This window comes from Niabella sp. CPT15-335-S11, assembly GCF_058792415.1.
Map to the genome: position 1 here is coordinate 45,602 of NZ_JBYTEI010000001.1, position 26,433 is coordinate 72,034.

Below are 26,433 nucleotides of genomic sequence, written 5' to 3' on the forward strand. Positions count from 1 at the left end.
CTTAAGAAAGGGCACTTCGGATTGGCTGGTTTTTGTTGAAATATTTTTTGATGAAGTATATAAAATCGAACCTGGAAAAAGATCTGTAAATACTATCATAGATACCGGTGCAAATATTGGGCTTACCTCATTGTACTATTCTGTAAACTATCCGAACGCTAGAATAATTAATTTAGAACCTGAGTCAGGAAACTTTGAGTTATTGAGGATAAATTCTTCACAAAGACCTAATATTTCAGTTTTTAACTGGGTACTTTCTGGTGAGGATGGGGAAGTAACCATAGTTGATCAGGATTTTGGGGATTGGGGGTTCAGAATTGGTGAAGGCGAAAGCCAAAAAGTAAAAAATCGGGTTGATGGTTTTTCGATGTCCACGATCATGCGTAAGAATAGTATGGATGCCGTTGATATATTTAAGATAGATATTGAAGGCGCGGAGAGGTTCGTTTTTAATGCGGATATCTCATTTCTTGACCTAACTAGTGTTATAGTTATTGAATTACATCCTGACGTTGAAGATAGTGTGGCCTCTTATTCAAGATGTCTTGCAAAACACAACCCTTACTCCATTCATGGCAAAGGGGAAAATTTGATAATAAAATTCAGGAATTGAATGTGCGGGATACTTGGGGTACTAAAAAAAGGCAAGATTAATAAGGAAACGTTTCAGGAACAACTTGCCTTGATAAATCACAGAGGCCCTGATGATCGGGGGGTGTGGTTTAATGACGATAATAATATCGGATTAGGTAGCGTAAGGCTTGCGATACTGGATCTGTCGGACAATGGCCATATGCCGATGCATTCGCCAGATGGAAGATTCGTTATTGTCTTTAACGGGGAGGTTTATAATCACCAGGAGATTAGGAAAAATTTGATTCCGTTGGGCTATAAATTCATGTCCAGCTCTGATACAGAAACGGTTTTATATGCGTATCTGGCCTGGGGTCCGAAAGCTCTTACCCATTTTGTGGGAATGTTTGCTATAGCTATTTATGATAGGCGGGAACAAAAATTATTCCTGGCAAGGGACAGGGCGGGAGAGAAACCATTGCATTACTGGCAACATGCCGAGGGTTTCTCGTTTTCATCAGAGTTAAAACAATTGCTGCCCGACGAAAACCTGCCCCGAAAACTCAATAAACTCGCGCTTAAGCAGTACCTTGAGGATGGGTTTTTAAAATCGGGTGAAACATTTATTGAATCCGTCTTCAAACTTCAACCTGCCCACTACCTGATCTACGATGTACCAACCCATACTTGTACTATCCAATCCTACTGGGACTTGCCGGGAATGGAACGCGAAACGTCGGCCGGTGAGGAATTACTGGAAAAACTGGATAGTTTATTGTCTTCTGCTGTAAAACGGCAACTGATTTCTGATGTACCCCTAGGTATTCTATTGAGCGGTGGTGTGGATAGTTCGCTGGTGACTTCCTACGCAGTTGAACATGCTTCGGAAAAAGTAAAAACCTTTCATATTTCTTTCGAAGGGTTCGGTAAATACAATGAGGCAGCATATGCCCGTCAGGTAGCAGCATATTTTGGAACCGAGCATATTGAGCTCAGCGGCAATGAGATCGGCTATGAAATGATAGATGAGCTTCTCAATTATTATGACGAACCACTAGGTGACAGTTCCATGCTGCCCACCTACCTGGTTTCACAGCTTACTCGGAAGCACGTTACAGTAGCGCTGGGCGGGGATGGCGGCGATGAACTTTTTGGAGGATATACTACCTACAGAACTTTATTTGAACAGCACAACAGCTGGGGGCGAGTCCCCGATTTTATTAGAAAGGGAATGGCCGGGGGTGCATCCCTGTTGCCTGTCGGCTTTAAGGGAAGGAACTTCTTAAAGAATCTGCCGGGTGCCGGACTCGTGCGTTTCCATCATAACCGGTTGTTTGACGCAGACACCATCGCAAAAATGATTATTCAGGACTGGAGGCCAAAGATGAGGAAGCTATCATCCAAGCCAGCATTGGAGGATTCAGGGCTGTTGGCATACGACATGGGCCGTTGCGATTTCAAATATTATCTTCCAGAGGATATTTTGGTAAAGGTTGATCGCGCCAGTATGGCGCATTCCCTGGAGATGCGGGCGCCGTTTTTAGACAGGGACCTTGTTGAGTTTGCCTTTTCAGGAGTTCCGGATCACCTGAAAGTTACCAATACAGAGCTGAAAATACTTCCCAAGAAGCTTTTGAAAAAGCGAATGCCGGTTGATTTTGATGTGGACCGCAAGCAGGGCTTTTCACTTCCTTTGAATGATTGGATTGCCGATAAATGGTTTGATTTCTTTATGGACGATCTGCAAAATCATCTACCTGAATTTCTAAATAAGGACTTTGTGCTTACTTTGTGTAGGAATGTAAAAAAAGGTTACGCAAATTCCTCAAGACTTTTTGCTGTGCTAATATTAAGCAAGTGGGTCAAAAAGTATAACATTAAATATTAAGAATATGTCGATTGCTCTCGTAAAGTTGTATGCACGACTGCATGAATTCGTGCATGAGAAATTTAAAGTAAACATTCCGGGACTTGGATACTTATATAGGCGTGTTAATAAGGACTCTATTTTTAAGGTTAAAGGGAAGAAACTTTTTTTTAATCATAGAATTGCGGATAATTATGGCAACCTTATCAATGGCCATTTCAATGAAAAAGAGACGCACTTATTTTTAGATCTTGTTTTTGCCGGTGAAAACGGAAATAGCTACCATTTTGTGGATATTGGGGGGAATGTTGGCGAATTTGTTCTTGATTATGCATCAAATCCCGGTGTAAAGAAAGTGACTGCTTTTGAACCCCAGCCTGAGCAACAATCAGCTATTGAGAATACAATAGAATTGAACAACTTCCATCATGTCAAACTGATTAAATCCCCGGTTTCTGAAACGGCAAAAGACATTTTGTTTAATTTTAATACAATAAATTCGACTGCATCGGGTATAACAGAAGACATTTCCATTGGGAAAACACTTCGTGCCACAACCATTAATAATGAATTTGGTAGTACTCCCGAAAACGAAGTTTACGTTTTTCTTATTGATACTGAGGGGGCGGAATTGGGAATCATGAAGGGAGGAGCTGAGTTTATAAAAAGGAGAAAGCCTCTGATAATTTTTGAATTTAATCACGTAACCCGAAAGCATTTTAGTATTGATGATGTCAAGACTTTTTTAGGAGGTGATTATACTGTGTACCGACTTAGGATGGATGGAAGGCTGGATAAGGATTTCAGCAGGACCTGGAATCTTGTAGCGTTACCGGATAATATTGCTTTTGATCACCTCAGGAGTCTTATTGCAATTGATGGAACCAAATAAAACATCCAAAGAAATCGAAAGTTAATTAATAATGGCGGGACCGTTTTTATCTATTTGTGTGCCTTCATATAACAGGCCCGAGCAACTCATAAGGCTTCTAAAGAGCATTGATGCAAAAGATAGCGCTGAGATTGAAGTAGTAATATGTGAAGACAAAAGTCCTGCCAGGGCTGCTATTCAAAAGCAAGTGGACGCCTTCAGGGAAAACAGCCTCCTTCCCTGTCACTTATTCCTGAACGAAACGAATCTCGGCTATGATGAGAACCTGAAGGAACTGATAAAAAGGGCATCGGGGAAATATATGATGTATATGGGCGATGATGATATTTTTCAGCCCGGCAGGCTGGATGAGTACATCGGGTTCCTGAAAACATACCCAGATCCGGCTTATATTCTGAGGAGATATGCGGTCGTCCACCGAGATAACGGTTCTGAGGACTTTCGTTATTTCTCGGAGCATACTTTTTTTCAACCCGGTGAGGAAGCTTTTGCAACCTTATTTCGGAAATCAGTTTTTATTTCCGGCTTTTGTTTTCGCAGGGATTTTGTATTGCCCTGGTATAATACAGAACGGTTTAAGGGTACCTTATTATATCAGTTATTTCTGTGCGCAAAACTCGTATTGCATTATCCTTCTGCCTATTGCGATATTCCTATAACATTAATGGATGAAAGTGCACGCGGTATTCCCGAGTTTGGTTCATCGGAAAATGAGAAAGAAAAATATACGCCGGGAAGGATTAGTGTGGATAATTCCATCAATTTTATGAAATCTTTCCTAGTGGTAACCGGCTATTTTGACGAACACGAAGGCATTAGCGCAACAAACATATTTTTAACGGATTTATCAAAATATGCATATCCTGTGCTTTCCATTCAAAGGCCCAATGGGATAAGGAAATTCCTGGAGTATGATAAAAGACTGCGTAAAGAAATTGGCATGAATCGTACCTACCATTATTATCTGTACTATTATGCGCTTTTATTCCTGGGAAAGGAGAACTGTGACAAACTCATAAGGGGAATAAAAAAGATACTGGGTAAAACCCCGAAGTTGTGATGGATAAATTGAAATTTCTGGTCGTGGGCGATTTTATATCTTCCATACACGAGCAAGCTGTTTGTAATGCTCTGGAAACAATGGGAGTTGATGTAGAAAAATTTGTGCTTAGAAAATATTTTCAGAGGAAACAGTTGCTGTTCAGGAAGTTTTATAATTTCCAAAAGAAACGTTCATGGGGCCCATCAGTTTGGAAGATCAACAGGGATTTAAGGCGGTGGGTAAACAAAGAAAGTTTTGATTGTATTTTTTTTTACCGGCCTGTTTTTATCAAAAAGAAAACCCTCTCCGAATGCAGCGGAAAAAGCGTCGTTTATTTTTACAACAATGATGATCCTTTCAGCAGCCATTATCCAAAAAGATTTTGGAAGGACTTTTTCGCAGGATTACCGTACTGCACGCATATATTCTACTACCGGGAAAAGAACAGGCAGGATTATATAAATGCGGGTTACCATAACATTAGCCTATTACGGTCTTATTTTATCCGGACGTTGAACTTTAAGATGGATGTTCCCAAAAAATTTGATGTGATATTTATCGGGCACTATGAGAACGATGGACGCGATGAATGGATAAAATATTTACTAGAACAGGGAATTAGTTTGAAACTCTACGGGCCTGAATGGCACAGAAGTAATAGCTTCAATTACTTTACTAAAAAAATGGGACCTATTGCGGCGCTAGGAAAAGATTATAATAAAGTAATTAATGAAGCAAAAATTGCCCTGGTTTTTTTGTCTACCCTTAATTCGGACACGTATACCCGCCGGTGTTTTGAAATTCCGGCCACCGGAACATTTATGCTTTCACAGTACAGTGCGGACCTTGCGGGTATGTTCGAGGAAGGCAAAGATGCTGATTATTTTCGGTCAAAAGAAGAGCTAAAGGAGAAAATCAGATTTTATCTTGTAAATGAGAAGTTAAGAGAACAAATTGCGAGAAACGGGTATGATCGTGTAAACTATGATAAACATGAAGTAACCGATCGGGTCAAAATAGTTATGAATCAATTGGCCAAAGATCAAAAAGCGGGAATTGAAAGAGGTTAAACATATTCTATTTTATGCTATAAAAGGGCTGGCGGTAACTGTACTGGCCTTTTGTGTAATGGTATATTTTAATCTTGCACCGGTTCGCGCCCTTTCGGTCTTGCTGGTAATTTTGCAATTTCTTCTTATTCTTGAGTACAGAAAATTTAAGCCTTTTGCATTCTTTCTTATATTCATATTGCCTTATACACTTGTTGCTTATTGGCATTTTGCTAATCCAGAATTTCCGTTAAGCCTGGTTGAGGACCTGGATTTTGATAAGGAGGTTTACCACACTGGCGTTTTTATCATTTTATCGGTATTCTGGGCTGTTTTTGTATTGTTATTGCCAAAAATTCACCGCCCTGTCGTCTTAAGAAACTACATAAACTGCGATAACCGGCCAATGGTTTTTTATTTTATTCTGATTGCCCAAATTTTAATTTTGATTTTTGGCAGGACTGGTGGGACAATTTTCGAAGCTGGAGGTTATGCAACGGAAGCATCAACAACAAAAAATCTTGGTGGTACTGCAATTTTTGAGTATTTTTTGGTACTATATCCGATCGCTTTTTATTTTTCCGGAAGAAATCGTATAAGAATACTGTTATTAATCGCAATAGCTGCTCTTTATTGCCTGAAAGCAATATTATTGGGCGGCAGAATTGAGATGTTGCAATGCCTGATACTGGTTTTTATACTTCATTTTGATAACGCACGTACATCACTGTTTAAACTGATCTTGCTGGCATTACCATTTGTTGTTTTTTTTATTGCCTTCGGATTCTTCCGTAGCGCTCCCGACCTGAGCTTTCATGAACTTTACAATTTGGTTACGGAAAATTTGAAGGTTGCTGGTTACAGTTTTTTTGGTAACCAGATCGATGTATACTACAGCTCTTCCAGATTATATGGTTTCTGTACAGATGGTATTTTGAGTATCAGTGAAAGATTGTCCATATTTCTCTATAATATACTTGCAGTAGTTGTACCATACAGTTGGCTGCCACCCCAGGCCAACCTGGCGGCCTACCGCCAGGCCGATTATTTTTCGGGAGGAGGAGGGTTTATTCCTATATACTTCTTTGTATACCTATCCTATATTGGAGTACTTTTTTTGAGCATATTTATTGGGACAATTCTCAGAAGAATTATAAAATATCCGGATAGAGCATCAATTTACCTTCAGATTTATGTGGTGATGGTTTTGGCTACCTATCCGCGTTGGTATGCATATAGTGCCAATGTCATCTATAAATTCTGCGTATATTCTGTACTGTTACTTTTGATTATACGAGTATTAGTCCGGTTAACTAATAGATCAGGTGCAATTTCTAAGATCGAAAAGCCTTTAATGCCCTCAGAGTAACCCTGAAAATTCCTTAAAAAAATTATCGTTACTTTTAGAAGATTGCGTGTGAAGAAAAGGATAATCATCAATGTTTCAAATCTTCAGAAAGGGGGTGCACTTCAGGTGGCAGACTCCTTTGTACAGGAAGCCTCAGGGGTTAAAGATTTTGAGTTTTACGTGATTCTGGGAACGGCTTCTTCAAAAGTAATTTTTCCGGAGAAGTACAAGGGTGCTAGTCACATGCATTTTTTAAATGTAGATATTCATCCTTCCGAATCAATGACGAATTTTTTTCGATTCCGGAAACGGCTTTCTGAGTTTGAAAATAATATAATGCCGGATGCGGTTATAACCGTTTTCGGGCCATGCTACTGGAAACCAGAGGCTCCCCATATCATGGGTTTTGCAAATGGGTACCTTTTATACGAGGACACCTATTTCTTTAAAATCTGGAAAGGATGGAGGACCCTTAAGTACAGGATTAAGAAAAAGTTCCAACAGTATTTATTAAAAACAGAGGCATCAAAATACTGGACCGAAACAGAGGACAGCAGAAAAAGGCTTGCGCGGTTTTTGGGGAAGAAGGAAGAGTGCATTGTTGTTGCGTCCAATAATTGTAGTCATTTTTTCAGGGAAGTTTTTTTTGAAGAATTACCTGGTTTGCCGGAGAAAAAGTATCAGAGGCTGTTGTATATCTCAAGTTATTATCCTCACAAAGGTTTTGAATTAATACCACCCATGTTGCGCCTTTTGAAAGAAAAGGGTATTTTAGTGGAGTTGGTTGTTACCATACGCCAGGAAGACTTCTTGCGAATTTTTAATGGTATAGATAATGTAATTAACCTGGGCAATGTGGCTCCAAAATATTGTCCTTTTTTATACCGGGAATCAGATATTGCTTTTGCCCCAACTTTGCTGGAAACCTTCACAGCGGTTTATCCAGAAGCCATGTACTCAGGAAAGCCAATTCTTACGACAGATCTCCCGTTTGCAAGGGCTATCTGTAAAGACGCAGCGGTTTATTTTGACCCTGAATCACCCGAGGACGCGGCGGAAAAGCTGGTACGGATTCTTAATGACCAGAGTTTACAGGATAAGCTGGTAAAAAAAGGAAAAGAAAGGGTTCGGGAATTTGATCTTCCCCGAGAAAGGTTTGGAAAAATAATGAATTTCCTACTCGATTCAATTTTATAGTAAATACTTTACATAGATAAAACATGTTTCAAAATAAAACTTTATTAATTACCGGCGGTACTGGTTCTTTCGGGAACGCAGTGATGCAAAGATTCCTTAATACAGACCATTTCTCCGAAATTCGGATTTTCAGCCGGGATGAGAAAAAGCAGGATGACATGCGTAACCGGTTGAATAGTCCGAAACTTCGGTTTTATATAGGCGACGTGAGAGATTCGCGGAGTGTGGAATACGCCGTGAAAGGAGTGGACTATATTTTTCACGCCGCTGCTTTAAAACAAGTACCATCTTGCGAGTTTTTTCCGATTGAGGCAGTAAAGACCAATATACTGGGCACAGAGAATGTATTAACAGCCGCTGAAAAGTATGAGGTTAAAAGGGTGGTAGTTCTGAGCACAGACAAGGCTGCATATCCCATAAACGCCATGGGCATGAGCAAGGCATTGATGGAAAAAGTTACTATAGCCAAGTCCCGAAACCTGGATGATAGTAAAACCGTTTTTTGCGCAACCCGCTATGGCAATGTAATGGCTTCGCGCGGATCGGTCATTCCATTGTTTGTAGACCAGATAAAAGCTGGAAAGCCATTAACCATCACAGATCCGGGTATGACGCGTTTTATGATGACCCTGGAGGATGCCGTGGATCTGGTACTTTATGCTTTTGAACACGCCCGGCAGGGGGACCTCTATGTACAGAAAGCGCCAGGCGCTACAATAGAAACGCTTGCTAAAGCCTTGCTGGAATTATATAATAGTAATAGTGAGATCAAAATTATTGGAACCCGACACGGTGAAAAGCTATACGAAACCCTGGTGAATAAGGAAGATATGGTGAAGGCTGAAGATCTGGGTGATTACTACCGTATCCCCGCTGATAATCGTGATTTGAATTACGCACAGTTTTTTTCCGAGGGTGATACAAAAGTCGGTGCCATTGAAGAATATCATTCGCATAATACGCACCGCCTCGACCTGGAAGGGATGAAAAACCTGCTGAAGACACTCCCGCTGATACGTGAAGATGTTTTAGGAGAAACCAATGTAAATCATTATCCTGCTTAACATGGAACCCTATATTCTAAAAGGAGCTATCTCGAAAGACGAAAGAGGCTCAATCAAGCATAACAATACTTTTGATCTGTTAGGCGTTCGCCGTATGTACATCATACAAAACAGGGACACCGAATTTGTCCGAGGCTGGAAGGGCCATAAAGTTGAAAGCCGGTGGTTCGTTGCGCTGAGCGGGAGTTTCACCATACGCATGATTAAAATTGATCAATGGGAAAACCCTTCACCAGATTTAGAGCAATTAACCTTTCAGCTTTCTTATGATTTACCGGACGTTTTGTATACACCTCCTGGCTACGTTACAGCGATCGTCGCAAACGATGAGGGATCATTACTGTTAACCATGTCAGATTACCTCCTGGGTATTACAAATGACGATTGTATTTACCCGATTGATTATTTCAAAGATTGATAAATTATATTAATCAAAAAGAAGTTAAGGAACACTCCACTTATGATAAAAGTCGGCATAACCGGTCAGGAAGGATTTGTAGGGACCCATTTATTTAATACACTTGGGTTGTGTATCGGTGATTTTGAAAGAATTCCGTACAATATTTCTTTTTTTAACAAACCCCAATTGTTGGATAGATTTGTCAGTGATTGCGATGTGATCGTTCACCTGGCCGCATTGAACCGTCATCCGGACCCGCAGGTACTATATGATACCAATATTGAACTTGTTCAAAAATTGATTGGTGCCCTACAAAAAACGGGTTCTAAAGCCCACGTTTTATTCTCTTCTTCTTCCCAGGAAGAAAGAGACAATCTCTATGGCAAATCTAAGAAAGAAGGTCGGAGGATGCTGTCAAACTGGGCAAAAGATTCCGGCGGCACATTTACCGGCCTGGTGATACCAAATGTGTTCGGACCCTTTGGGATGCCGAATTATAATTCCTTTATTGCTACATTTTGTCATAAGCTTACCCATGGTGAAACGCCGGAGATACACCAGGACGCAGAAGTAGATTTGATTTACGTGGGGGAATTAGTGAATGAAATTATCGAGCAAATAAAAAAAGGAGAAACCCGGGAAGAATACAGAGTGCCTCATACCTCTACAAACAAAGTATCAGAAATATTAAGAAAACTAAATTATTTCAAAGAATTATATTTTGAAAAAGGGGAAATTCCGGTGCTGGAAAGTTCGTTCGACATGAATTTGTTTAACACGTTCAGGTGCTATTTTGATTTACAAAGTTATTTCCCGAGGAAGTTTACACAACATACTGATGCACGTGGTGCATTTGTGGAAGTCGTTCGCCTGGGTATAGGGGGGCAATGCTCCTTTTCGACAACGGTGCCCGGCATCACAAGAGGTAATCATTACCATACCCGTAAAATCGAGCGTTTTGCCGTTATAAAGGGGAAGGCCCTTATTCAGTTACGAAAAATAGGGACCGGCGAGGTACTGGACTTCAACTTAGACGGCGTAGAACCCGCTTATGTGGATATGCCGATCTGGTACACACACAATATCAAAAATACAGGCACCGAAGAGTTGTATACCATATTTTGGATCAATGAACCATATGATCCTGAAGATTCAGATACCTACTTTGAAGAAGTTTAAATACCAGCATGAAAAAGTTGAAAGTACTCACGGTTGTTGGCACCAGGCCAGAAATTATCAGGCTTTCGAGAGTCTTGGCTGCCCTGGATAAATCCGAAGCCATTGAACATACCGTAGTCCATACCGGCCAGAATTATGATTATGAGTTAAACCAGGTTTTCTTTGAGGACCTGGGACTACGTAAACCCGATTACTTTTTGGAGGCTGCCGGAAAAACGGCGACCGAAACAATTGGGAATATCCTGATTAAAATCGATCCGGTATTGGAGGAACTGAACCCTGATGCCTTTTTGGTATTGGGCGATACAAATAGTTGCTTGTGTGCGATTCCGGCAAAGAAAAGAAAGATTCCTATTTTCCATATGGAGGCGGGAAATCGTTGCTTTGACCAGCGTGTACCGGAAGAAACAAACCGGAAGATTGTGGATCACATCTCAGATGTCAATTTAACCTATAGTGATATTGCCCGGGAGTATTTGTTAAGGGAAGGGCTGCCTGCGGACAGGATTATAAAGACAGGCTCGCCGATGTTTGAAGTGCTGCATTATTATTTGCCTCAAATCAGGAAGTCGGATGTTTTAGCGCGACTGAATCTTGAAAAAGGAAAATACTTCGTGGTTTCTTCACATCGTGAAGAGAATATCAATTCAGAGAAAAATTTCGAGGGGCTGATTGATACGTTGAATGCGATAGCAGAAAAATATCAATACCCGGTTATTGTATCTACCCATCCACGCACCCGCAATATGATTGAGAAAAAACAGGTTGTGGTAAGACCGGAAGTGCAATTTCTAAAACCCTTGGGGTTTCATGATTACAACGCTTTGCAGATGAATGCGTTTGCGGTGCTGTCGGATAGTGGAACCATTTCTGAGGAGAGCTCCATATTAAATTTTCGGGCGCTGAATATTCGCGAGGCACATGAGCGCCCTGAGGCAATGGAGGAGGCTAGTGTGATGATGGTGGGCCTTTCCCCCGAAAGGGTCATGCAGGGGTTGGTACAGTTAGAATACCAAAAGACAGGAGATGAAAGAAATTTCCGGCAGGTATCAGATTATTCTATGCCGAATGTTTCTGAGAAAGTTGTGCGAATAATTTTGAGCTACACGGATTATATTAACCGCGTAGTATGGAGTAAATAGTTAAGAATGAAAGAAAGGATGTGGCTGATTTCGGAAGTATTTTATCCGGATACGGATATTGCTACCGGGAATATTGCCACTGAAATTGCCGTCAGGTTTTCGCAGCAGTATGAAGTGCATGTAATCTGTGGCCCGGCGGATTATGATGGGAAAAAAAATAGGGTTGAAAAGGACGGGTTGAACGGGCAGGTCATCCTGCACCGGGTTACTCACTTTAACTTCGATAAAAACCATCCGGTCAAAAGACTATTTCGCGTTGCAGGTATTTCCTCCGGATTATTTTTGAAAGGCTTCGGGATCAGAAAAGGGGAAAAGGTATTTGTTGTTTCTAACCCCGCCTTTATCATCCCGTTGTATTCGTTTCTAAGGGTTTTTAAACGTTTCAAATATATCGTTTTAATGCACGATGTATTTCCGGAAAACCTGGTTACGGGCGGATATATTAGGAAATGGAGTTTAGTATATAAAATTACCAGGAAGGTTTTCGAGTTATGCCGGAAAGTACCCGATCAGATAATTGTAATAGGAAGGGATATGAAGGACCTGTTATTAGAAACCTTTCCTTTATCCCGGGCCGGTGATATCACCATTATTCCTAATTGGGCGGACGTTGAAACGGTGAGGCCTGATCCATTACTTTTCAATGAGGCGGTTAAACAATATGGGCTGGAGGGTAAATTAATCATATTATTTGCCGGCAATCATGGGGTCTTGCAGAATCTGAAGGACTTTTTGGAGGTCCTCAAAAAAGTCAATAACCCATCGTTGCACTTTGTCTTTGCGGGGGGAGGTTCTGAAAAGCCGGTCCTGGAGGCGTTTGCCAAGGAGATGGATCTTAGCAACACAACGTTTTTGCCGGCCTTTCCAAGAAAAGAACTCAACAGAATGCAGAATTCCTGCCATATAGGGTTAGTTAGCCTCAAGGATTCGTTTTACGGTGTTGGTGTGCCTTCAAAATCCTATAATATTCTGGGTGCAGGCAAACCAATCCTTTTTATTGGTAATAAGGAGACCGAGATTGCTCAGTTCGTCGAAGAAAGTGATACCGGCTGGGCCTTTAATTACTCCGGCTCACAGGAGATTATTAACTTTTTAAACAGTTTATCCTTCGCCAGCGTTCCGATGATTACCGAAAAAGGCAACAGAGGGCGGCAGATCGTTGAGGACAGTTACAGTAAAGAAAAAGTACTTGAAGCGATCATGACGCTCGTTACTCATTCCTGATCAAATGCAGGGAGAATATAAAACAAATTGCGTACATGTCGACACTATAATCTAACCATCTTTCCGGTAGAAGCAGACCGGTCAGCAGCAAAAATGATTTCGTGTGTTTTGATCGCATCGTTTAAACCAGTTAAAGGCATTTCCGTCCCATCAAGGATTGCCTGAAAAAAAGTGTCAAACTGAAGGCGATACGGATGATCCGCAACGTCACCTGAATCCACCGCTTTCATTGACATTTCACTCCACTTAAATTTATCGGATTTGAGCTTTTCAGCATGAAGCTTATTATCTAATAAGCTACCTTCGCTCCCGATCAGGTGCGTATGAAAATAATACGGCTGGAGGCAATCAACACTTACCGCACATTTTGCTATTCTTCCACTTTCAAATTTTAGTATCGTTACACTTGTCGTTGCGTATTCGTACGGCTCAAAAATTTTACTTTTTGAGCGGGTGTCGTAACTGGTCACCTCAACTACATCACTCCCCATATACAAAAGAAGGGCATCTAATGCATGGCATCCTGCAGTCAATAACGAACTGCCACCGCCGCTTTTCTTTGCGTTCCAATAAAACTGCCCATACCACGGCCCTATTCCATGAAAATAATCAACCTCACCATAGTGTAAATCCCCAATCAACCCCTGATCAATAATCGCTTTTGTGGAAATAGCCTGATTTGAAAACCTTAATTCGAATCCGATACACAATTTCACATTTGCCTTTTCTACTTCATGTTTTATGGCAAGGCAATCATCCCAACTGAGAGCCATTGGTTTTTCCAATATGATGTGCTTGCCCGCTTTTGCTGCAGCAATTGCATGTTCTTTATGCTGATAAGAATAACTACAAATAGAAACAGCATCTAGTTCTTTATCACTGAGCATCTTGTTTAAATCAGTATAAGATTTAATCTCCGAGCCCCACTTCCCCCTTAGCTTTCGGTCATCTAACTCACGGGAAGAATATATCGCTCTCACTTGTCCAAGCCCTCCGCTATTGATCGTAGTAATGTGCGCCGTGGCCACCCATCCATACCCAATAATCCCAACATTTAATTTTTTCATAGTCTATTTCATTTTTTGAATGACTTATTTTATCTTTCGATTAACCAAAGTATTTTGAATGATCCTCACATTTTTTTTAAAGCAGTTCCGCGCCTTCTCCTTTTAGCTTTAAGCCCGCAGACGGTATAGCCTTGCTTTTGGGTTCACGAAATGAAACCATAAAAATAACCAGAACAATAACGGCCGCCAATGCCGGATAAATCCAGATTCCCCGCCAATCATGGGCAATACTACCACTTAATGACGTCAATGTATGCGAAGCTAAAAAAATTCCGGCTATATGAGTTCCCACAAATGCACCAACACCCCAAAGGATAAATGCTATCAACCCTTGAGCCGCACCCCGAATTCGCTCATTTGCTTCGCTATCCACATAAAGCTGCCCTGTAATAAAGAGAAAATCATAGCAGACTCCATGAAGTAAAATTGCGGCGTAAACAAACGTTGTCTGTAACGAACCTGCATCAACACTGCCCGTCAATAGAAAATATCGGGCGGCCCAGGCAACAATTCCAATAGCAACGGTCTTTTTATACCCAAAACATCTTAAGAATAATGGCAATAAGAGCAGAAAGACAAACTCAGACACCTGAGCCAGTGACATTTTTGCGACTGTATATTTCCAACCTAATTCCGTAACGTACAAGTTCATGTTGACAAAATAAAAGTAGAGAGGAATACAAATCAGAAACGTGCATGCAATAAAAATGGCAAAGGAAGGCTTTTTTAGAAGCGCCAGGGCATCCAGCCCCAATACATCGCGAAGCCTCACATCTTTGCCGGTTTTCTTAGGGGGCGTGTGTGGCAACACGAACGAAAATAAACCAAGAAATAAGGAGGCTGTTCCTGCAATATAAAATTGCGCAGCCGATTGCTCAGCGTCAAATACCACACTCAACGTTACCCCTCCCGCAATAAATCCCACCGCAGAGAATGCTTTAACGAGAGGTAGATCCCGCTTAGGGTTGGTAAGGTGGTGAAGAGATAACGAAGTGGCCAGGGCGAGTGTTGGAACATATGATCCACAATAGATGATCAGAACTGGATAAAATGAGGCAAATGCCGTGGCTTGAGGAAGAATAAACAAAAGCAAGCCACCGACAATTCCGAGTACAGCCAATATTTTTTCCGAGGCGAAATACCGATCTGCAATCAAGCCCACAAAAAATGGAGAAATCATAGCCCCAATTGCAAATGCCCCATAAGCCAGGCCAATTTGTTCACCTCCAAATTGCAGCGTTCGGCTTAAATAAGTCGCCATACTTACATACCACGAACCCCAGACGAAATATTGGAGAAACATGAAAAAGCCAAGCTTGGCCTTGAGTTGTGTTTGCATAAAAGTGAAGGCGGTTTTATTACGAATTAATCATTTTGAATCACAGTCCGGCATGATGCTATTTCATTAGCTTCAATTAGTGCCATAACTCACCTTTTATCAGGAAGCATTAATAGAACTGCGCAAATGAGTGGTAGCAAACCAAAATATATCAATAATATTGATTATACCAGACTAGTGATGCATTTTCATCCCCACAATAGGACCTTTTTTTCTTCGAATAAGAGGAATATTAACATCAGTTCCGATTTCGGGCATGTTTCCGTGTGATTGCACATACAGAGCTCCATACATAACTGATCCATGACCCGGCACAGTGCATACGTATGGATAAACCCCAGGCTGCTTTGGGGCGACAAACGTTACAGAATCCTTCTCACCAGGCGAAAGAAGGCGAATTGTCCATAAAACTTCACTTTTTTCAGGAATATAATTCATAGCCTTGCCCTTGGGTCCCAAGCGCAAAGCAGCATTAACTATAGATTGACGCGCTCCAGATGCGGTAACGATAAGGTTATGCTCCTCCTTACTTTTATTAGTCAGTATGATCTTAACTTTTGCCCCGGGTCTAACCTTGAACCGGACAAGGTCATACTGTAGTCCATCAACCGCACTCATGACCACCTTAACCGTAGATTTCGTATTATTTTTTTGTGCAATCGCTGTAGTCCAAATAGTTTGCGAGATAAAAAACAAAAGGGTCAGTTTAATATAAGTTCTATTAATAAATAATCTATTTACAGCTTCCTGTAGCCATGTATTTTTATACTTCATACGTTTAAAGCTCTTTGATTTGAATATTTTTCCATCTAACTTTGATACCACCTCCGCTATGAATCTGCAGCGAAATCTGCCCCTGCCCTTTCCCAAACTTCGCGTCCTTAAGATGAACCATTTTTACCCCGTTAAGCCAGGAGGTCAATTTATTCCCTTTTACTTTAATTCGCATATGGTTCCACTCGCCCTGTTTCAATACTTTTTCTTTTTCGGAGCTTGGTTTTATCAACCAACCCCGACCACCACGTCCTGATTCATACACCCCTCCTGTATGCAAGCCCGAAGGAGCTACTTCCACCTGCCATCCGGTAATATTTGGGCCATACTTGCCGGTGCCTTCGATAGAGGAACGGACAAACACCCCGCTGTTACCATTTGCTTCCTGTTTAAAATCAAGATCAAGTATAAAATTTTTATACACCTTATCTGTTCCGAGATAGCCGTACTTTTTTTCAGGCCCGCTCTCGCAAACCATATTGCCCTCATTATCCACATACCATTGTTCGGTTCCGTAGATATGCCAGCCCGACAAATCCTTCCCGTTAAATAAACTCGTATATTTTTGAGCATTAGCATTAAGACTCCAAAAGCAAACAACTAAAAAAATATATTTCATAGCCCTTTGATTATTTAAAAAATATGATTTAACATTTAAGATAAAGAACGACAAATCCAGTAGACCCAATATTTCACCCTAATAATCCTCCATTTTTACTGTCCAATATTTATTAATCTCATCTGCAGGAGGAGTCACTTTAGGCCTAACCAGTCTGAATCCTACAAAAGGCGCACTAGTTAACCACCAAAGACTTTTTGGAATCTGAGGATCAAGTTGTTTCCAGGCTGCGGACGATCCCACCCGACTGGCACAGCGTAAACTGTCAGCCCCATCCATCCAGGAGCCACCCCGCACCGACCGAGGATAGAGCTTTGTAGGCTTAACCCAGGGATTATCCGCAGGATTACCCTTCAATTGCTGAAAATAATTCTCGTCAAACTGATCCATCGTCCATTCCGACACATTTCCTAACATGTCATAAAGCCCAAATGCATTTGGTTTTTTCTGGCCTACCTTACTGTATCCATCTTTAGTATTATCTTTAAACCAGGCATAATCTTTTAGCTTACTGGCATCATTACCAAAATAATAGGCTGTGGTCGTTCCGGCACGGCAAGCATATTCCCACTCGGCTTCTGTTGGAAGCCGATAAAAATGTCCGGTCTGTACATATAACCATTTGGCAAACATAATGGCGGCATAATTAGTCATGTTTACCGCGGGGTAACCTCCTTCCCTACCCATTCCAAAACTCATGTCAATATACTCCGCAGTAGGCGATGTAACACCGTCTACCTCAACCTCTTTACCTTTAATTTTAAACTTTTTGTTTTTTAGATTAGCATTTATAAACTGCTGAAATTGATCCCAGGTGATCTCATAAGCGCCCATCCAGAATGAATCAACTTTTACCAGCCGCTGTGGCCCCTCATCGCTGTTTCTTTTCGGCTCATTATTTGGGCTACCCATCGTGAACGATCCTCCCGGAACAGGAATCATCTTTATGCTCTCTTTTGAGCCGGGAATCAGTTCAGCATAGGATGCAAAATCAGAATTATCCGGGGTGCTATGGGGAACCTGCGCCATTTGAAAAGACAAAAGAGAAAAACTGATGGCAATCCCAAAGATCAATATATACCTCATTTTAAAAATACGTTAATAAATTAAAGGATAGGAGCTGATTGTTCCGGGGAGGTTATTCCGGGTGGCAGTTCAATAATTTTAAAGTTGCGAAAATGAATTCTTCCACCTTCGGACTCTATACAAATGTATCCTTTCTTTTGAGAAGCCTTACTAATCCCATTAACAAATTTTCCGTTTACTGCGAGCTTAATAACGCCATCTACGCAAACGACGTCATAGACATTCCATATCCCATGGTCTTTGACCCTATACTCAAGCCCCTTACTTCTTTCACCCCTGGGGTTATCCGGAGTAGTTATTAAGCCATTTACGCCCCACATTTCACCACTGATATAAGCTTTCGTTTGAGGCTCACCGTCTTTAGTCTTGTGAATATTTATCCAATCAGGATCCAGTATCTGTACTTCTACACCATTAGGATAAGGATTCCCTTCTTTTACGGTAGCCCCATTACTCCACACAAAAACACCGGAATTTCCACCGGGATCCAGGTGCTTCCATTCAACATGTAGTATAAAGTTTTCATATTGTTTCTCAGATCTGACGACCCCTATTGGTTCACCGGAATCAATCAGCAAGCCGTCCTTCAAAGACCACGTATCTTTCCTGGTATTTACATTGATCCATTTTAAAGGTTCCCCTTTCTTATTGTTTTGTGAAAAAACAGACTCAAACTTCAGCGATTCGCCAAACACAAATTCAAAATTTGATTGGGCCCGGCATAATCCATCGCCAAACACCAGAAGCAGCACCATAAATAAAATCTTCATAAAAGGAATTTTAAATGTCAAATTAGTACATTAGTTACTCCGGGAACCGCAATGCCCGGCCCCACGTACTTTAAATCCCTGCTATACTCTTTGGGTCCGAGCACCTGGTCACTATTTATTGCTTCATCCCAGCTAATTGTCTTCCCACTATAACCAACCATTCTCTGTAATATAGCCATCATTGTGCTGTTGGCAGCCCTCTCCCCATCATTGATGCCCTTGCCATGCCGGATAGAATTAAAAAGCACGTTATGCTCTTCCTGATACATGTCATTCGCTTTCCCTTGAAAACTCCAGCTATTTTCGCCAGTTATTTTCTGTGCATTGCCAGTATAGTAAGCGTTCCCCTTGGTGCCAAAGACTTCTACGGAATTACGGCCGGAAGCGCCTTTTTGCTGTCTGGTATTAGCAAACGCCCTTATTCCATTTTCATATTCAAATTCGGTGGCAAAATGATCGTAAATATTACCATATTGCGCAGCAGTTCTCTCCTGCCTCCCGCCTGTTCCAATAGCACGTATAGGCACTTTATCCCCCAATACCCACGAAATCTGATCCAGACTATGCACAAACTGCTCTACGTTAAAATCACCTGAAAGCCAATTGTAATAATACCAATAGCGAATTTGATATTCCATATCGGTCCAACCAGCCTGCCGCACGGGTTCATGCCAGGGACCACCATAACGAATAGCAGAGACTACTTTAATATCTCCGATTGCCCCTCCCAATACTTTTTCGTAAATAGCCTGGTTTACAGAATTGTAACGAAAACATAATCCACAAACAAGTGAAAGATTTTTTTCTTTAGCCTTCTTCGCCGCCGCTTTTACCATCCGGACGCCGGGAGCATCAATGGCGACGGGCTTCTCATAAAAAACATGCTTACCCGCATTTACACTAGCGGCCAGTTCAACAGGCCTAAACGCAGGGGGAGTAGCTAAAAGAACAACGTCCACAGAATCTATAACCTTCTGATAAGCATCAAAACCGGTAAATCTCCGACTTTTATCAACCTGAACCTTCTTACCATGTATCTTTTCCAACGCAGTAAGAGAATCATTTATACGATCCTCAAATATATCAGCAACTGCATAAAGTACAACATTAGGATCCGCATTCAAGGCTTGATTAGCCGCACCGGTACCTCTTCCTCCACATCCCACCAGCCCGATTTTTAAGGTATTGTCACTTTTGGCAAATGCGAGATTAGGAAATCCGAAACCTAATGCGGCTGCGCTTCCTATTACGGTTGTCCCGGTTGATTTTAAGAAAGTTCTACGGTTTATACTACTCCGTTCCATGATATCGTTTTTTTACTATATTTTTTGAAATAAAATGTTTAATACTAAATTTCATCAATTCCCTGACAGCTCCCCAAACCATCCAATTTCAATTTGGGAGACAGCTAATATCCGGGGTTTTGTTCAAGATCAGTCTTCTCCATTTCACTCCTGGGTATCGGTAAATAATAGAAGTTAGGCTTGAACACCCTTTTTTGGAAAACATCAAAGCTGTAAGTCAATTGACCATTTGGAGCCAATTTGCCATTTTGATCTAACTTTTTCCAATTTATACCTACTGCCGGTTTGTTTTCGGTCTCCATAGCAATCATCCACCGGCGCACATCATAAAACCTGTAACCCTCAAAACACAATTCTATTCTCCGCTCATGCTGTATATCCTTAAAAAGCTGGTCACCAGAAGAACTGATATCAGGTAAATGAACTCTGTTACGCACCTTATTAACATATTTTCTAGCCTCGGCTTCATTTCCCAACTGATATTGAGCTTCAGCATAAACAAGGTAAATGGTTGCCAGTCTTAGCCGGGACCAAATAGCACTCATATTATTTATCAACAGTGTTTCATCGAGAAATTTCCTGACGGGATACCCAGTCGTCGTAAACTTTAGATTCACATCATACCCATCCGGATGTACAAGTTCCCATGCCACATTTTTCCATACACTTCCGCGATGATTAATATTTGCATCAAACCGTAAATCACGGTTGCTATAGATTGTTTCCGGAGACGGATCATAACCAGAGCCGGCATCAGAAATGCTTTTCCCGTTTGCCATTTCATAATCATCAACTAAACCCTGGAGAGCCTGAGTCTCCATCCAACCTCCTAACCTTGGGGGGCCATTCACCTCGTTGAGTCTACCACCTGCTTGAAATTCAGTCGAATAAACTCTGGCAAATATTATCTCGGAATTTGGACGAAGAAAAATATTCGCATAATCTTTCGATGTCTCAACTTTCTGAAGTTCATACATGGGCATGTCGATTACTGCTTTCGCTGCATCAGCACAATCCCGCCATGTATTCTTATCATAACTAAACAACTTACCCTTAGGATCTGAAGTTGGCTTATGAAGCTTACTGTTTGCGTGAAGCAGTACTTCCGCCTTTGTACCCAGGCATATCCCTTTAGTGATCCTGCCCCATTTATCTGCGGGCCTTGATAAAGGAACTAATCCCGTTGCTTCGTCTAATTCCTTAACAATCCAATCAACCAGTGGTTGATACCCATCCCTGGGTACCTGAAATTCGTCGTTCAACTTAAAGACTTTAGTAATAAGTGGAACTCCTCCGAAATTTTGTATTAAATCAAAATACATTTTTGCCCTGAGAAACTTTACCTCACCTTTCAATACATTCCTTTCTTCGGCGGAACCCAATTTTACTTCATCTATTTTCGATAAAAAGATATTAGCCATTCGGATATACTGATATCTCAGTGTCCAGATATTTCCGAATGCCCCCGTCGCATCCGGGGAAATATTCCCGACATTGATATTATAAGCGTCATTGAGATTTTCTGCGGACATCGCTTCATCACTGTAAGACGCCAACATAATATTACCAGCATCTCCCACACCCCATGAGCCCAAACCCTCGTAAATCCGGTTCTCAAACTGTTTTATGAGCCCAAAGTCATTCCAGACATCCGCTTCTGTGAAGAAATCTCTCGGGGGTTTGTCCAAAACTTGTTTTTGGCATCCGGCTCCAATTAGCAAAACAATAAGAAATAGTATATTGATTTGTTTCATTTCAATTAATTTTAATAGGTTACAATTTTACAGTGTGATGTTTACTCCTACGGAATACGTAACTAATTGAGGGTAATATCTTGCTCTACTGCCTCGCTCGTCCGGCGCAAGAGGGACTTCGGGGTCAAAAATCTTTACGTGATCCAAAGTCCACAGATTTCGTGCCCGTAAGAAAATACGGAACTCCTGGAACACTGTCTTTGACACTAAACCTGAAGACAAATTGTAGCCTAATTCCAGATTTTTCAGCCTGATATAAGAAGCATCTATAAAGTTAAAGGTTGATAAGAGATTCTGCGGAGAACGCCCCTGCATGGCCCGCGGCATTTTAGCATCTTTATTTTCTTCTGTCCATCTGTCGGTAAATAGTTCTACAGGCTTTGTTCCATCATCATTAAATCTTAGTACCGTTGTTGCGTTAGTCTGTCCCTGAAACAATGCAAACAGATCAAATCCCTTATAACTTAAAGAAGCATTTAATCCGGCCTGAATTTCAGGGGTTGAACTGTTATAGAACCTTTTTCGGTCAGCGTTGGTAATTTTGCCATCCCCATTTATATCCAAATACTTTATATCTCCCGGTAATGTACCACCCAGGTGCGGATAATTATCTACTTCTGCCTGAGATCTAAAAAGTCCCCCCGATTCATAAGCAAGGAAAGAATTGACCGGATGCCCCTCTTGTCTCTGGTACCATGGAACATTCTTTGGTTCGTCCATATAGACGATCTTGCTACGATTGAAAGTGAAATTGCCTCCAATTCGATAATTAAAATCTCCGGCATTATCTGCATAGTTCGCGCTAAATTCCACTCCCCAGTTATCCACTTTACCCAGATTCTCAGGAGGTAAAGCCATTGCCGTATAAAGTGGCACCGATAGAGAGCGCGTAATCAAAATTCCCCTTCTTTTTTCCTTAAAATAATCCATTGTGATACTTAATCTGTTGTTTAAGAAGGTTGCATCAAGACCAGAGTTCAACATATTTGATGTCTCCCACGTAATATTTGGATTCGGTATGTTTGCAATAGATATTGCCGGATTATAGGTACTCCCTGTACCAAAAATGGCAAAAGTACCCGTTGTATATTTGGATACGTATTGATAATTGGGTATCCGATCATTGCCCATTTTACCATAGGAAAATCTTAATTTTAAATTATTTACTGTCCTATTTATCTCAGCCATAAAGGGTTCCTTCGAAATATTCCACGCTGCGCTCATACCTGGGAATACGCCAAACCTGCGTTCTGGCGGGAAATTGAATGACCCATCATTTCTTATTGTAAAATCTACCAGATATTTTCTCTTGTAATCATAAGAGAAGGTTCCAAAATAATTTACCCTGCCACCTTCCGAGGTACTACCGCCAACAGTACGCCCATCTTCCTGTCCGGCAAATAATTCGATTTTATTCTCACTAAATAAATCTCTTCTGCCGGCGCTCGTTACCTGGTATCTCGTTTCATCTTGTTCATAAGCTGCAAAAGCACTGACACCATGATCGCCAAACCTTCTGCTATATGCTAACCTTGTATGATATAAGTAATCACTGGATACGCTGCTGGATTTGTTAAGGCTCACATGACCTCCTCCCGGGTATAAAGTCTGGTGTCCTACATATTCTCCGGTAGCAGGATTATATTTATAGGTCGTTACAGGCTTTTGGAAAAGAGTACTTTCGCCCAAATTATAATTAAAAGAAGCGTACCCGATAAGCTGCAACCCTTTAGTGATCCAATCCATATTTAAATCAAAAGACAATCGGGGTTGTACTATTCTCGCTATCTGTTCATCATAACCCGTTTCAAAGCTATTGATCACCGTAGTATTCCCGTCTTCATGAACAGTGCCAGGGAGGCCATTTGGGAAGCGAGCTACCTCTGTTGGATAGTTAAACCAGGCTCTATGAGTTATACCGACAATTCCAGCGGGAGGTTGACGGTTTGCCTCCATTCTAAGACTGATATCAGCTCCCAATTTCAAATATTTGTTGATCTGGGCATCCACATTGCTCCTTAACTGATATCTACGATAGTACCCATCATTTGACGAATAGTTTGTCCCTTCTTCATGATAGCTCCCGCTAAGAAAAAATCTGACTTTCTCACTTCCCCCTGAAACATTTATATTGTGATCGCTTGTATGGGCGTACTTTTTAAAAGCAGCGTCATACCAATTAGTATTTGGATGGGTTAACGGATCAGAACCACTCTTATATTTTTCCAGATCTTCTTTACTAAAAGGCAATGGTAATCCACGACGCGCAAACGCTTCATTTCGGTAGGTTGCGTATTGCCAGGAATCCATCAGTTTGGGATCCCGGGTTAAAGAATTAACACCATAACTTGAGTTAATTTGCAATCTGGTTTTCCCCTGACTGCCTCTTTTGGTTGTTACTATAATAACCCCATTTGCTGCCTGTGCCCCGTAAATGGCAGCAGAAGCGTCTTTCAACACACTGACTTCTTCAATGTCATACGGGGATAATTGCGTTATACTTTTTTGAGGGACACCATCAACAACAAATAACGGACTATTATCTCCCAGGGTGTGAGTCCCTCTGATAAGTATTGTTGCATCTTCTCTGCCAGGCGCTCCCCCGGCATCTTTTATAATTAAACCAGGCACCGTACCTTGTAAACCCTTTACCAAATTCGTAGTACGATTTTTTACGAGGTCATCATTGTTAATAGAAGCTATTGAGCCAGTAACTTCTCCTTTCTTTTTGGTTCCATATCCTACCACCACGATCTTGTCCAACGCAGATACTGTCTCCTCCAACACGACTAGTAGCGACGACCGGCCGTTAACCGGCATTTCTTTCGTTGCAAATCCCACATAAGAAAATACCAGCGTCCCATTCATGGGAACATCGATAGAATAATTTCCGTTTCCATCCGTTGATGTACCAATGTTCGATCCCTTGATGGTAACACTGACACCCACCAATGGCTCTCCCTTTGAATTGGTTACTCTCCCCTGAACAATATTGGCGACTACGATCGGAATGTCTATATGTGAAATCGTTTGAACCCTGCCAAACGATATCTCCCTAGCCCTAATCACTATCGTATTCCTCACCAGAGAATAAGTCAGACCCTGTCCATTCAAACATGCTGATAGTGCCTCGTCTAATGTTGCGCTTCTGATGGCAATATCAATGGGGCGGGTGTTTTTAAGCAGCACCTTGTCGTAAAAGAAATGATAGCCGGATTGTCGCTCGATTAACTTAAAAACCTCTGCTAAACGAACATTGCTTTTCACAATAGTAATTCTTTGAGCATAGCCATCGGCGTTCGCCTGGAGAGTAAAAAATAACAATAATGCAATTGTTAACTTCATAATCATCCCTATTTTGGCTTTTGGTGATCCCTCAGATCTAATTTGGCAACTTCTCGTTAAAACCATAATTTTGACTTGATTTTTAGGTGATAAATTTTGTTCAACAGACAATATTTAGCCTTTCAACCAGCGATGCCGCGAACATTGCTGGTTTTTTACTTTTCTGCTACAAGGCTTGATAGCATAGACTCGTTAACGGCCTGCGATCGTTATTCGACGATAATTTTCCTCCCTTCCAATCTGAATTTTACATTACTCAGTTCTAATATGCGCAGCACGTCCGATAATTGAGCATCCCGGCTTATCTTCCCTTCGAATCTCCTGACCGGCACGTCGCCTGAGTAGACGATAGTCACATCATACCAACGGCCGATCTGATTCATGATACTTTTTAAATCTGCCCCATCAAACTGAAACAACCCATTTTTCCATGCCATCACTTCTTCCAAATCCGCATCTTTTATCTCAACCTTCTCTTTGTTTTTTGCCAGGATTGCCTGCTGCCCCGGTCTTAATAATCCACTCACGCTTCCTCTTGTTATATTTACACTGCCTTCAAGCAAACTCGTCTTTATGGAACTCTCATCCGCGTAAGCGTTCACATTAAAATGCGTTCCCAGAACATTAATCGTCATCTCTCCTACCTTCACGTGAAATGGCTTTGCCTTATTCTTTGTTACTTCAAAATAGGCCTCACCCATCAGCTCCACCTCACGCTGATGACCCCGAAAGGCTGTGGGGAAGCGGAGTGAAGAAGATGCATTCAGCCAAACTTCGCTGCCATCAGGCAAAACCACTTTATAACTGCCACCTCTCGGCGTAGAGAGCGTGCTATAAGAAATTTCCGCTGCTGAAGCGGGCGTGTGTGCAAAAACCAGAAGTCCGTCTTCCTTAGTGATATTCAAATTACCTTCCCGAATTCTTCCATTGTCGACGCTATCTAAAATGATCCTGGTTCCATCACCCATAGTAAGAACCGCATGATTGCCGCCCGGCAAAATTTTCGCCTGCTTTTCCTGTACAATTTCGGTTGTTACACTTCTTGATTTGCCATCCTCATTCTTTGTGTTGACATACCAATAACCGGCGCCAGCAAGAAACAGGATCGCAACTGCGGCAATCTTCATCCACTGAGGCCTCCAGGATCGTTTGATTGGAACGATCCGGCCTTTTCCCGTATCCAGAATATCCCGTAAGATAGTAGCAGCCTTACCTTCCGGCATTTCCGTACCCGTTTCTTCATGAATAGCCTTGTCTATTAGAGAACGGACTATATCCTCATTTTCAGGTAAACTTATTAAGGCCATGAACTCCTTCTCTTCTACCAAAGAACATCTGCCAGCCACGAAACATTCAAACAAATATTCTACACGCGATTGATCCATATGTCTTATTATT

Annotated in this window: 22 protein-coding genes; 12 read left to right on the forward strand and 10 right to left on the reverse strand. The window is 41.4% G+C overall.

The genetic code is table 11. The annotated features are described in order from the left end of the window. The first annotated feature begins 97 nt into the window (after positions 1-97). Genes AC3WS5_RS00200 through AC3WS5_RS00255 form a run of 12 tightly spaced genes read left to right on the forward strand, consistent with a single transcriptional unit; the run spans position 98 to position 12,977 of the window. Positions 98-613: an FkbM family methyltransferase gene (locus AC3WS5_RS00200; protein WP_492466458.1), complete on the forward strand. Its 516-nt coding sequence runs from the start codon at positions 98-100 to the stop codon at positions 611-613. After that, positions 614-2,461 (forward strand): asparagine synthase (glutamine-hydrolyzing), encoded by a 1,848-nt coding sequence (gene asnB, locus AC3WS5_RS00205; protein ID WP_492465167.1) that lies wholly within the window; start codon positions 614-616, stop codon positions 2,459-2,461. A 49-nt stretch (positions 2,462-2,510) separates the two neighbouring features. Beyond that, entirely contained in the window at positions 2,511-3,332 is an 822-nt protein-coding gene (locus tag AC3WS5_RS00210) for an FkbM family methyltransferase (RefSeq protein ID WP_492465168.1), read from the forward strand. Positions 3,333-3,363: 31 nt separating this feature from the next. Next, the gene (locus AC3WS5_RS00215) at positions 3,364-4,392 is read left to right on the forward strand and encodes a glycosyltransferase family 2 protein (RefSeq protein WP_492465169.1); all 1,029 of its coding nucleotides are present in this window, start codon (positions 3,364-3,366) and stop codon (positions 4,390-4,392) included. Then, positions 4,392-5,444: a CgeB family protein gene (locus tag AC3WS5_RS00220; RefSeq protein ID WP_492465170.1), complete on the forward strand. Its 1,053-nt coding sequence runs from the start codon at positions 4,392-4,394 to the stop codon at positions 5,442-5,444. Before AC3WS5_RS00215 ends, AC3WS5_RS00220 begins: the two co-directional genes overlap by 1 nt. Next, a complete protein-coding gene (locus AC3WS5_RS00225) occupies positions 5,431-6,792 on the forward strand; it encodes a hypothetical protein (protein ID WP_492465171.1) in 1,362 nt (453 codons plus the stop codon). Before AC3WS5_RS00220 ends, AC3WS5_RS00225 begins: the two co-directional genes overlap by 14 nt. A gap of 48 nt (positions 6,793-6,840) precedes the next feature. Beyond that, positions 6,841-7,968, forward strand: a complete 1,128-nt coding sequence (locus AC3WS5_RS00230) for a glycosyltransferase (RefSeq protein WP_492465172.1) — start codon at positions 6,841-6,843, stop codon at positions 7,966-7,968. Positions 7,969-7,991: 23 nt separating this feature from the next. Continuing rightward, entirely contained in the window at positions 7,992-9,032 is a 1,041-nt protein-coding gene (locus AC3WS5_RS00235) for a polysaccharide biosynthesis protein (protein ID WP_492465173.1), read from the forward strand. A gap of 1 nt (position 9,033) precedes the next feature. Continuing rightward, positions 9,034-9,450: a WxcM-like domain-containing protein gene (locus AC3WS5_RS00240; RefSeq protein WP_492465174.1), complete on the forward strand. Its 417-nt coding sequence runs from the start codon at positions 9,034-9,036 to the stop codon at positions 9,448-9,450. 42 nt (positions 9,451-9,492) lie between these two features. Beyond that, a complete protein-coding gene (locus AC3WS5_RS00245) occupies positions 9,493-10,611 on the forward strand; it encodes a polysaccharide biosynthesis C-terminal domain-containing protein (protein WP_492465175.1) in 1,119 nt (372 codons plus the stop codon). Between the two features lie 8 nt (positions 10,612-10,619). Continuing rightward, complete coding sequence (gene wecB, locus AC3WS5_RS00250) at positions 10,620-11,753, forward strand: non-hydrolyzing UDP-N-acetylglucosamine 2-epimerase (RefSeq protein WP_492465176.1); 1,134 nt, start codon at positions 10,620-10,622, stop codon at positions 11,751-11,753. Between the two features lie 6 nt (positions 11,754-11,759). Next, positions 11,760-12,977 carry a glycosyltransferase family 4 protein gene (locus AC3WS5_RS00255; protein WP_492465177.1) on the forward strand — a complete coding sequence of 406 codons (1,218 nt, stop codon included), beginning with the start codon at positions 11,760-11,762 and terminating at the stop codon, positions 12,975-12,977. Positions 12,978-13,021: 44 nt separating this feature from the next. Here AC3WS5_RS00255 and AC3WS5_RS00260 read toward each other — a convergent pair whose 3' ends face one another. The 10 genes from AC3WS5_RS00260 to AC3WS5_RS00305 form a co-directional block, all read right to left on the reverse strand. Beyond that, positions 13,022-14,044, reverse strand: a complete 1,023-nt coding sequence (locus AC3WS5_RS00260; protein ID WP_492465178.1) for a Gfo/Idh/MocA family protein — start codon at positions 14,042-14,044, stop codon at positions 13,022-13,024. 76 nt (positions 14,045-14,120) lie between these two features. Next, the gene (locus AC3WS5_RS00265; protein ID WP_492465179.1) at positions 14,121-15,383 is read right to left on the reverse strand and encodes an MFS transporter; all 1,263 of its coding nucleotides are present in this window, start codon (positions 15,381-15,383) and stop codon (positions 14,121-14,123) included. Between the two features lie 174 nt (positions 15,384-15,557). Beyond that, positions 15,558-16,157: a plastocyanin/azurin family copper-binding protein gene (locus tag AC3WS5_RS00270; RefSeq protein ID WP_492465180.1), complete on the reverse strand. Its 600-nt coding sequence runs from the start codon at positions 16,155-16,157 to the stop codon at positions 15,558-15,560. 4 nt (positions 16,158-16,161) lie between these two features. Next, positions 16,162-16,776 carry a 3-keto-disaccharide hydrolase gene (locus AC3WS5_RS00275; RefSeq protein ID WP_492465181.1) on the reverse strand — a complete coding sequence of 205 codons (615 nt, stop codon included), beginning with the start codon at positions 16,774-16,776 and terminating at the stop codon, positions 16,162-16,164. Between the two features lie 78 nt (positions 16,777-16,854). Beyond that, complete coding sequence (locus AC3WS5_RS00280) at positions 16,855-17,862, reverse strand: formylglycine-generating enzyme family protein (protein ID WP_492465182.1); 1,008 nt, start codon at positions 17,860-17,862, stop codon at positions 16,855-16,857. 20 nt (positions 17,863-17,882) lie between these two features. After that, on the reverse strand, positions 17,883-18,632 hold the full coding sequence (locus AC3WS5_RS00285) for a 3-keto-disaccharide hydrolase (protein WP_492465183.1): 750 nt from the start codon (positions 18,630-18,632) through the stop codon (positions 17,883-17,885). A 17-nt stretch (positions 18,633-18,649) separates the two neighbouring features. Further along, entirely contained in the window at positions 18,650-19,936 is a 1,287-nt protein-coding gene (locus AC3WS5_RS00290) for a Gfo/Idh/MocA family oxidoreductase (RefSeq protein ID WP_492465184.1), read from the reverse strand. 104 nt (positions 19,937-20,040) lie between these two features. Then, a complete protein-coding gene (locus AC3WS5_RS00295) occupies positions 20,041-21,690 on the reverse strand; it encodes a RagB/SusD family nutrient uptake outer membrane protein (RefSeq protein ID WP_492465185.1) in 1,650 nt (549 codons plus the stop codon). 27 nt (positions 21,691-21,717) lie between these two features. Further along, complete coding sequence (locus AC3WS5_RS00300) at positions 21,718-25,035, reverse strand: TonB-dependent receptor (RefSeq protein WP_492465186.1); 3,318 nt, start codon at positions 25,033-25,035, stop codon at positions 21,718-21,720. A gap of 209 nt (positions 25,036-25,244) precedes the next feature. After that, the gene (locus AC3WS5_RS00305; protein ID WP_492465187.1) at positions 25,245-26,420 is read right to left on the reverse strand and encodes a FecR family protein; all 1,176 of its coding nucleotides are present in this window, start codon (positions 26,418-26,420) and stop codon (positions 25,245-25,247) included. Positions 26,421-26,433 lie beyond the last annotated feature (13 nt).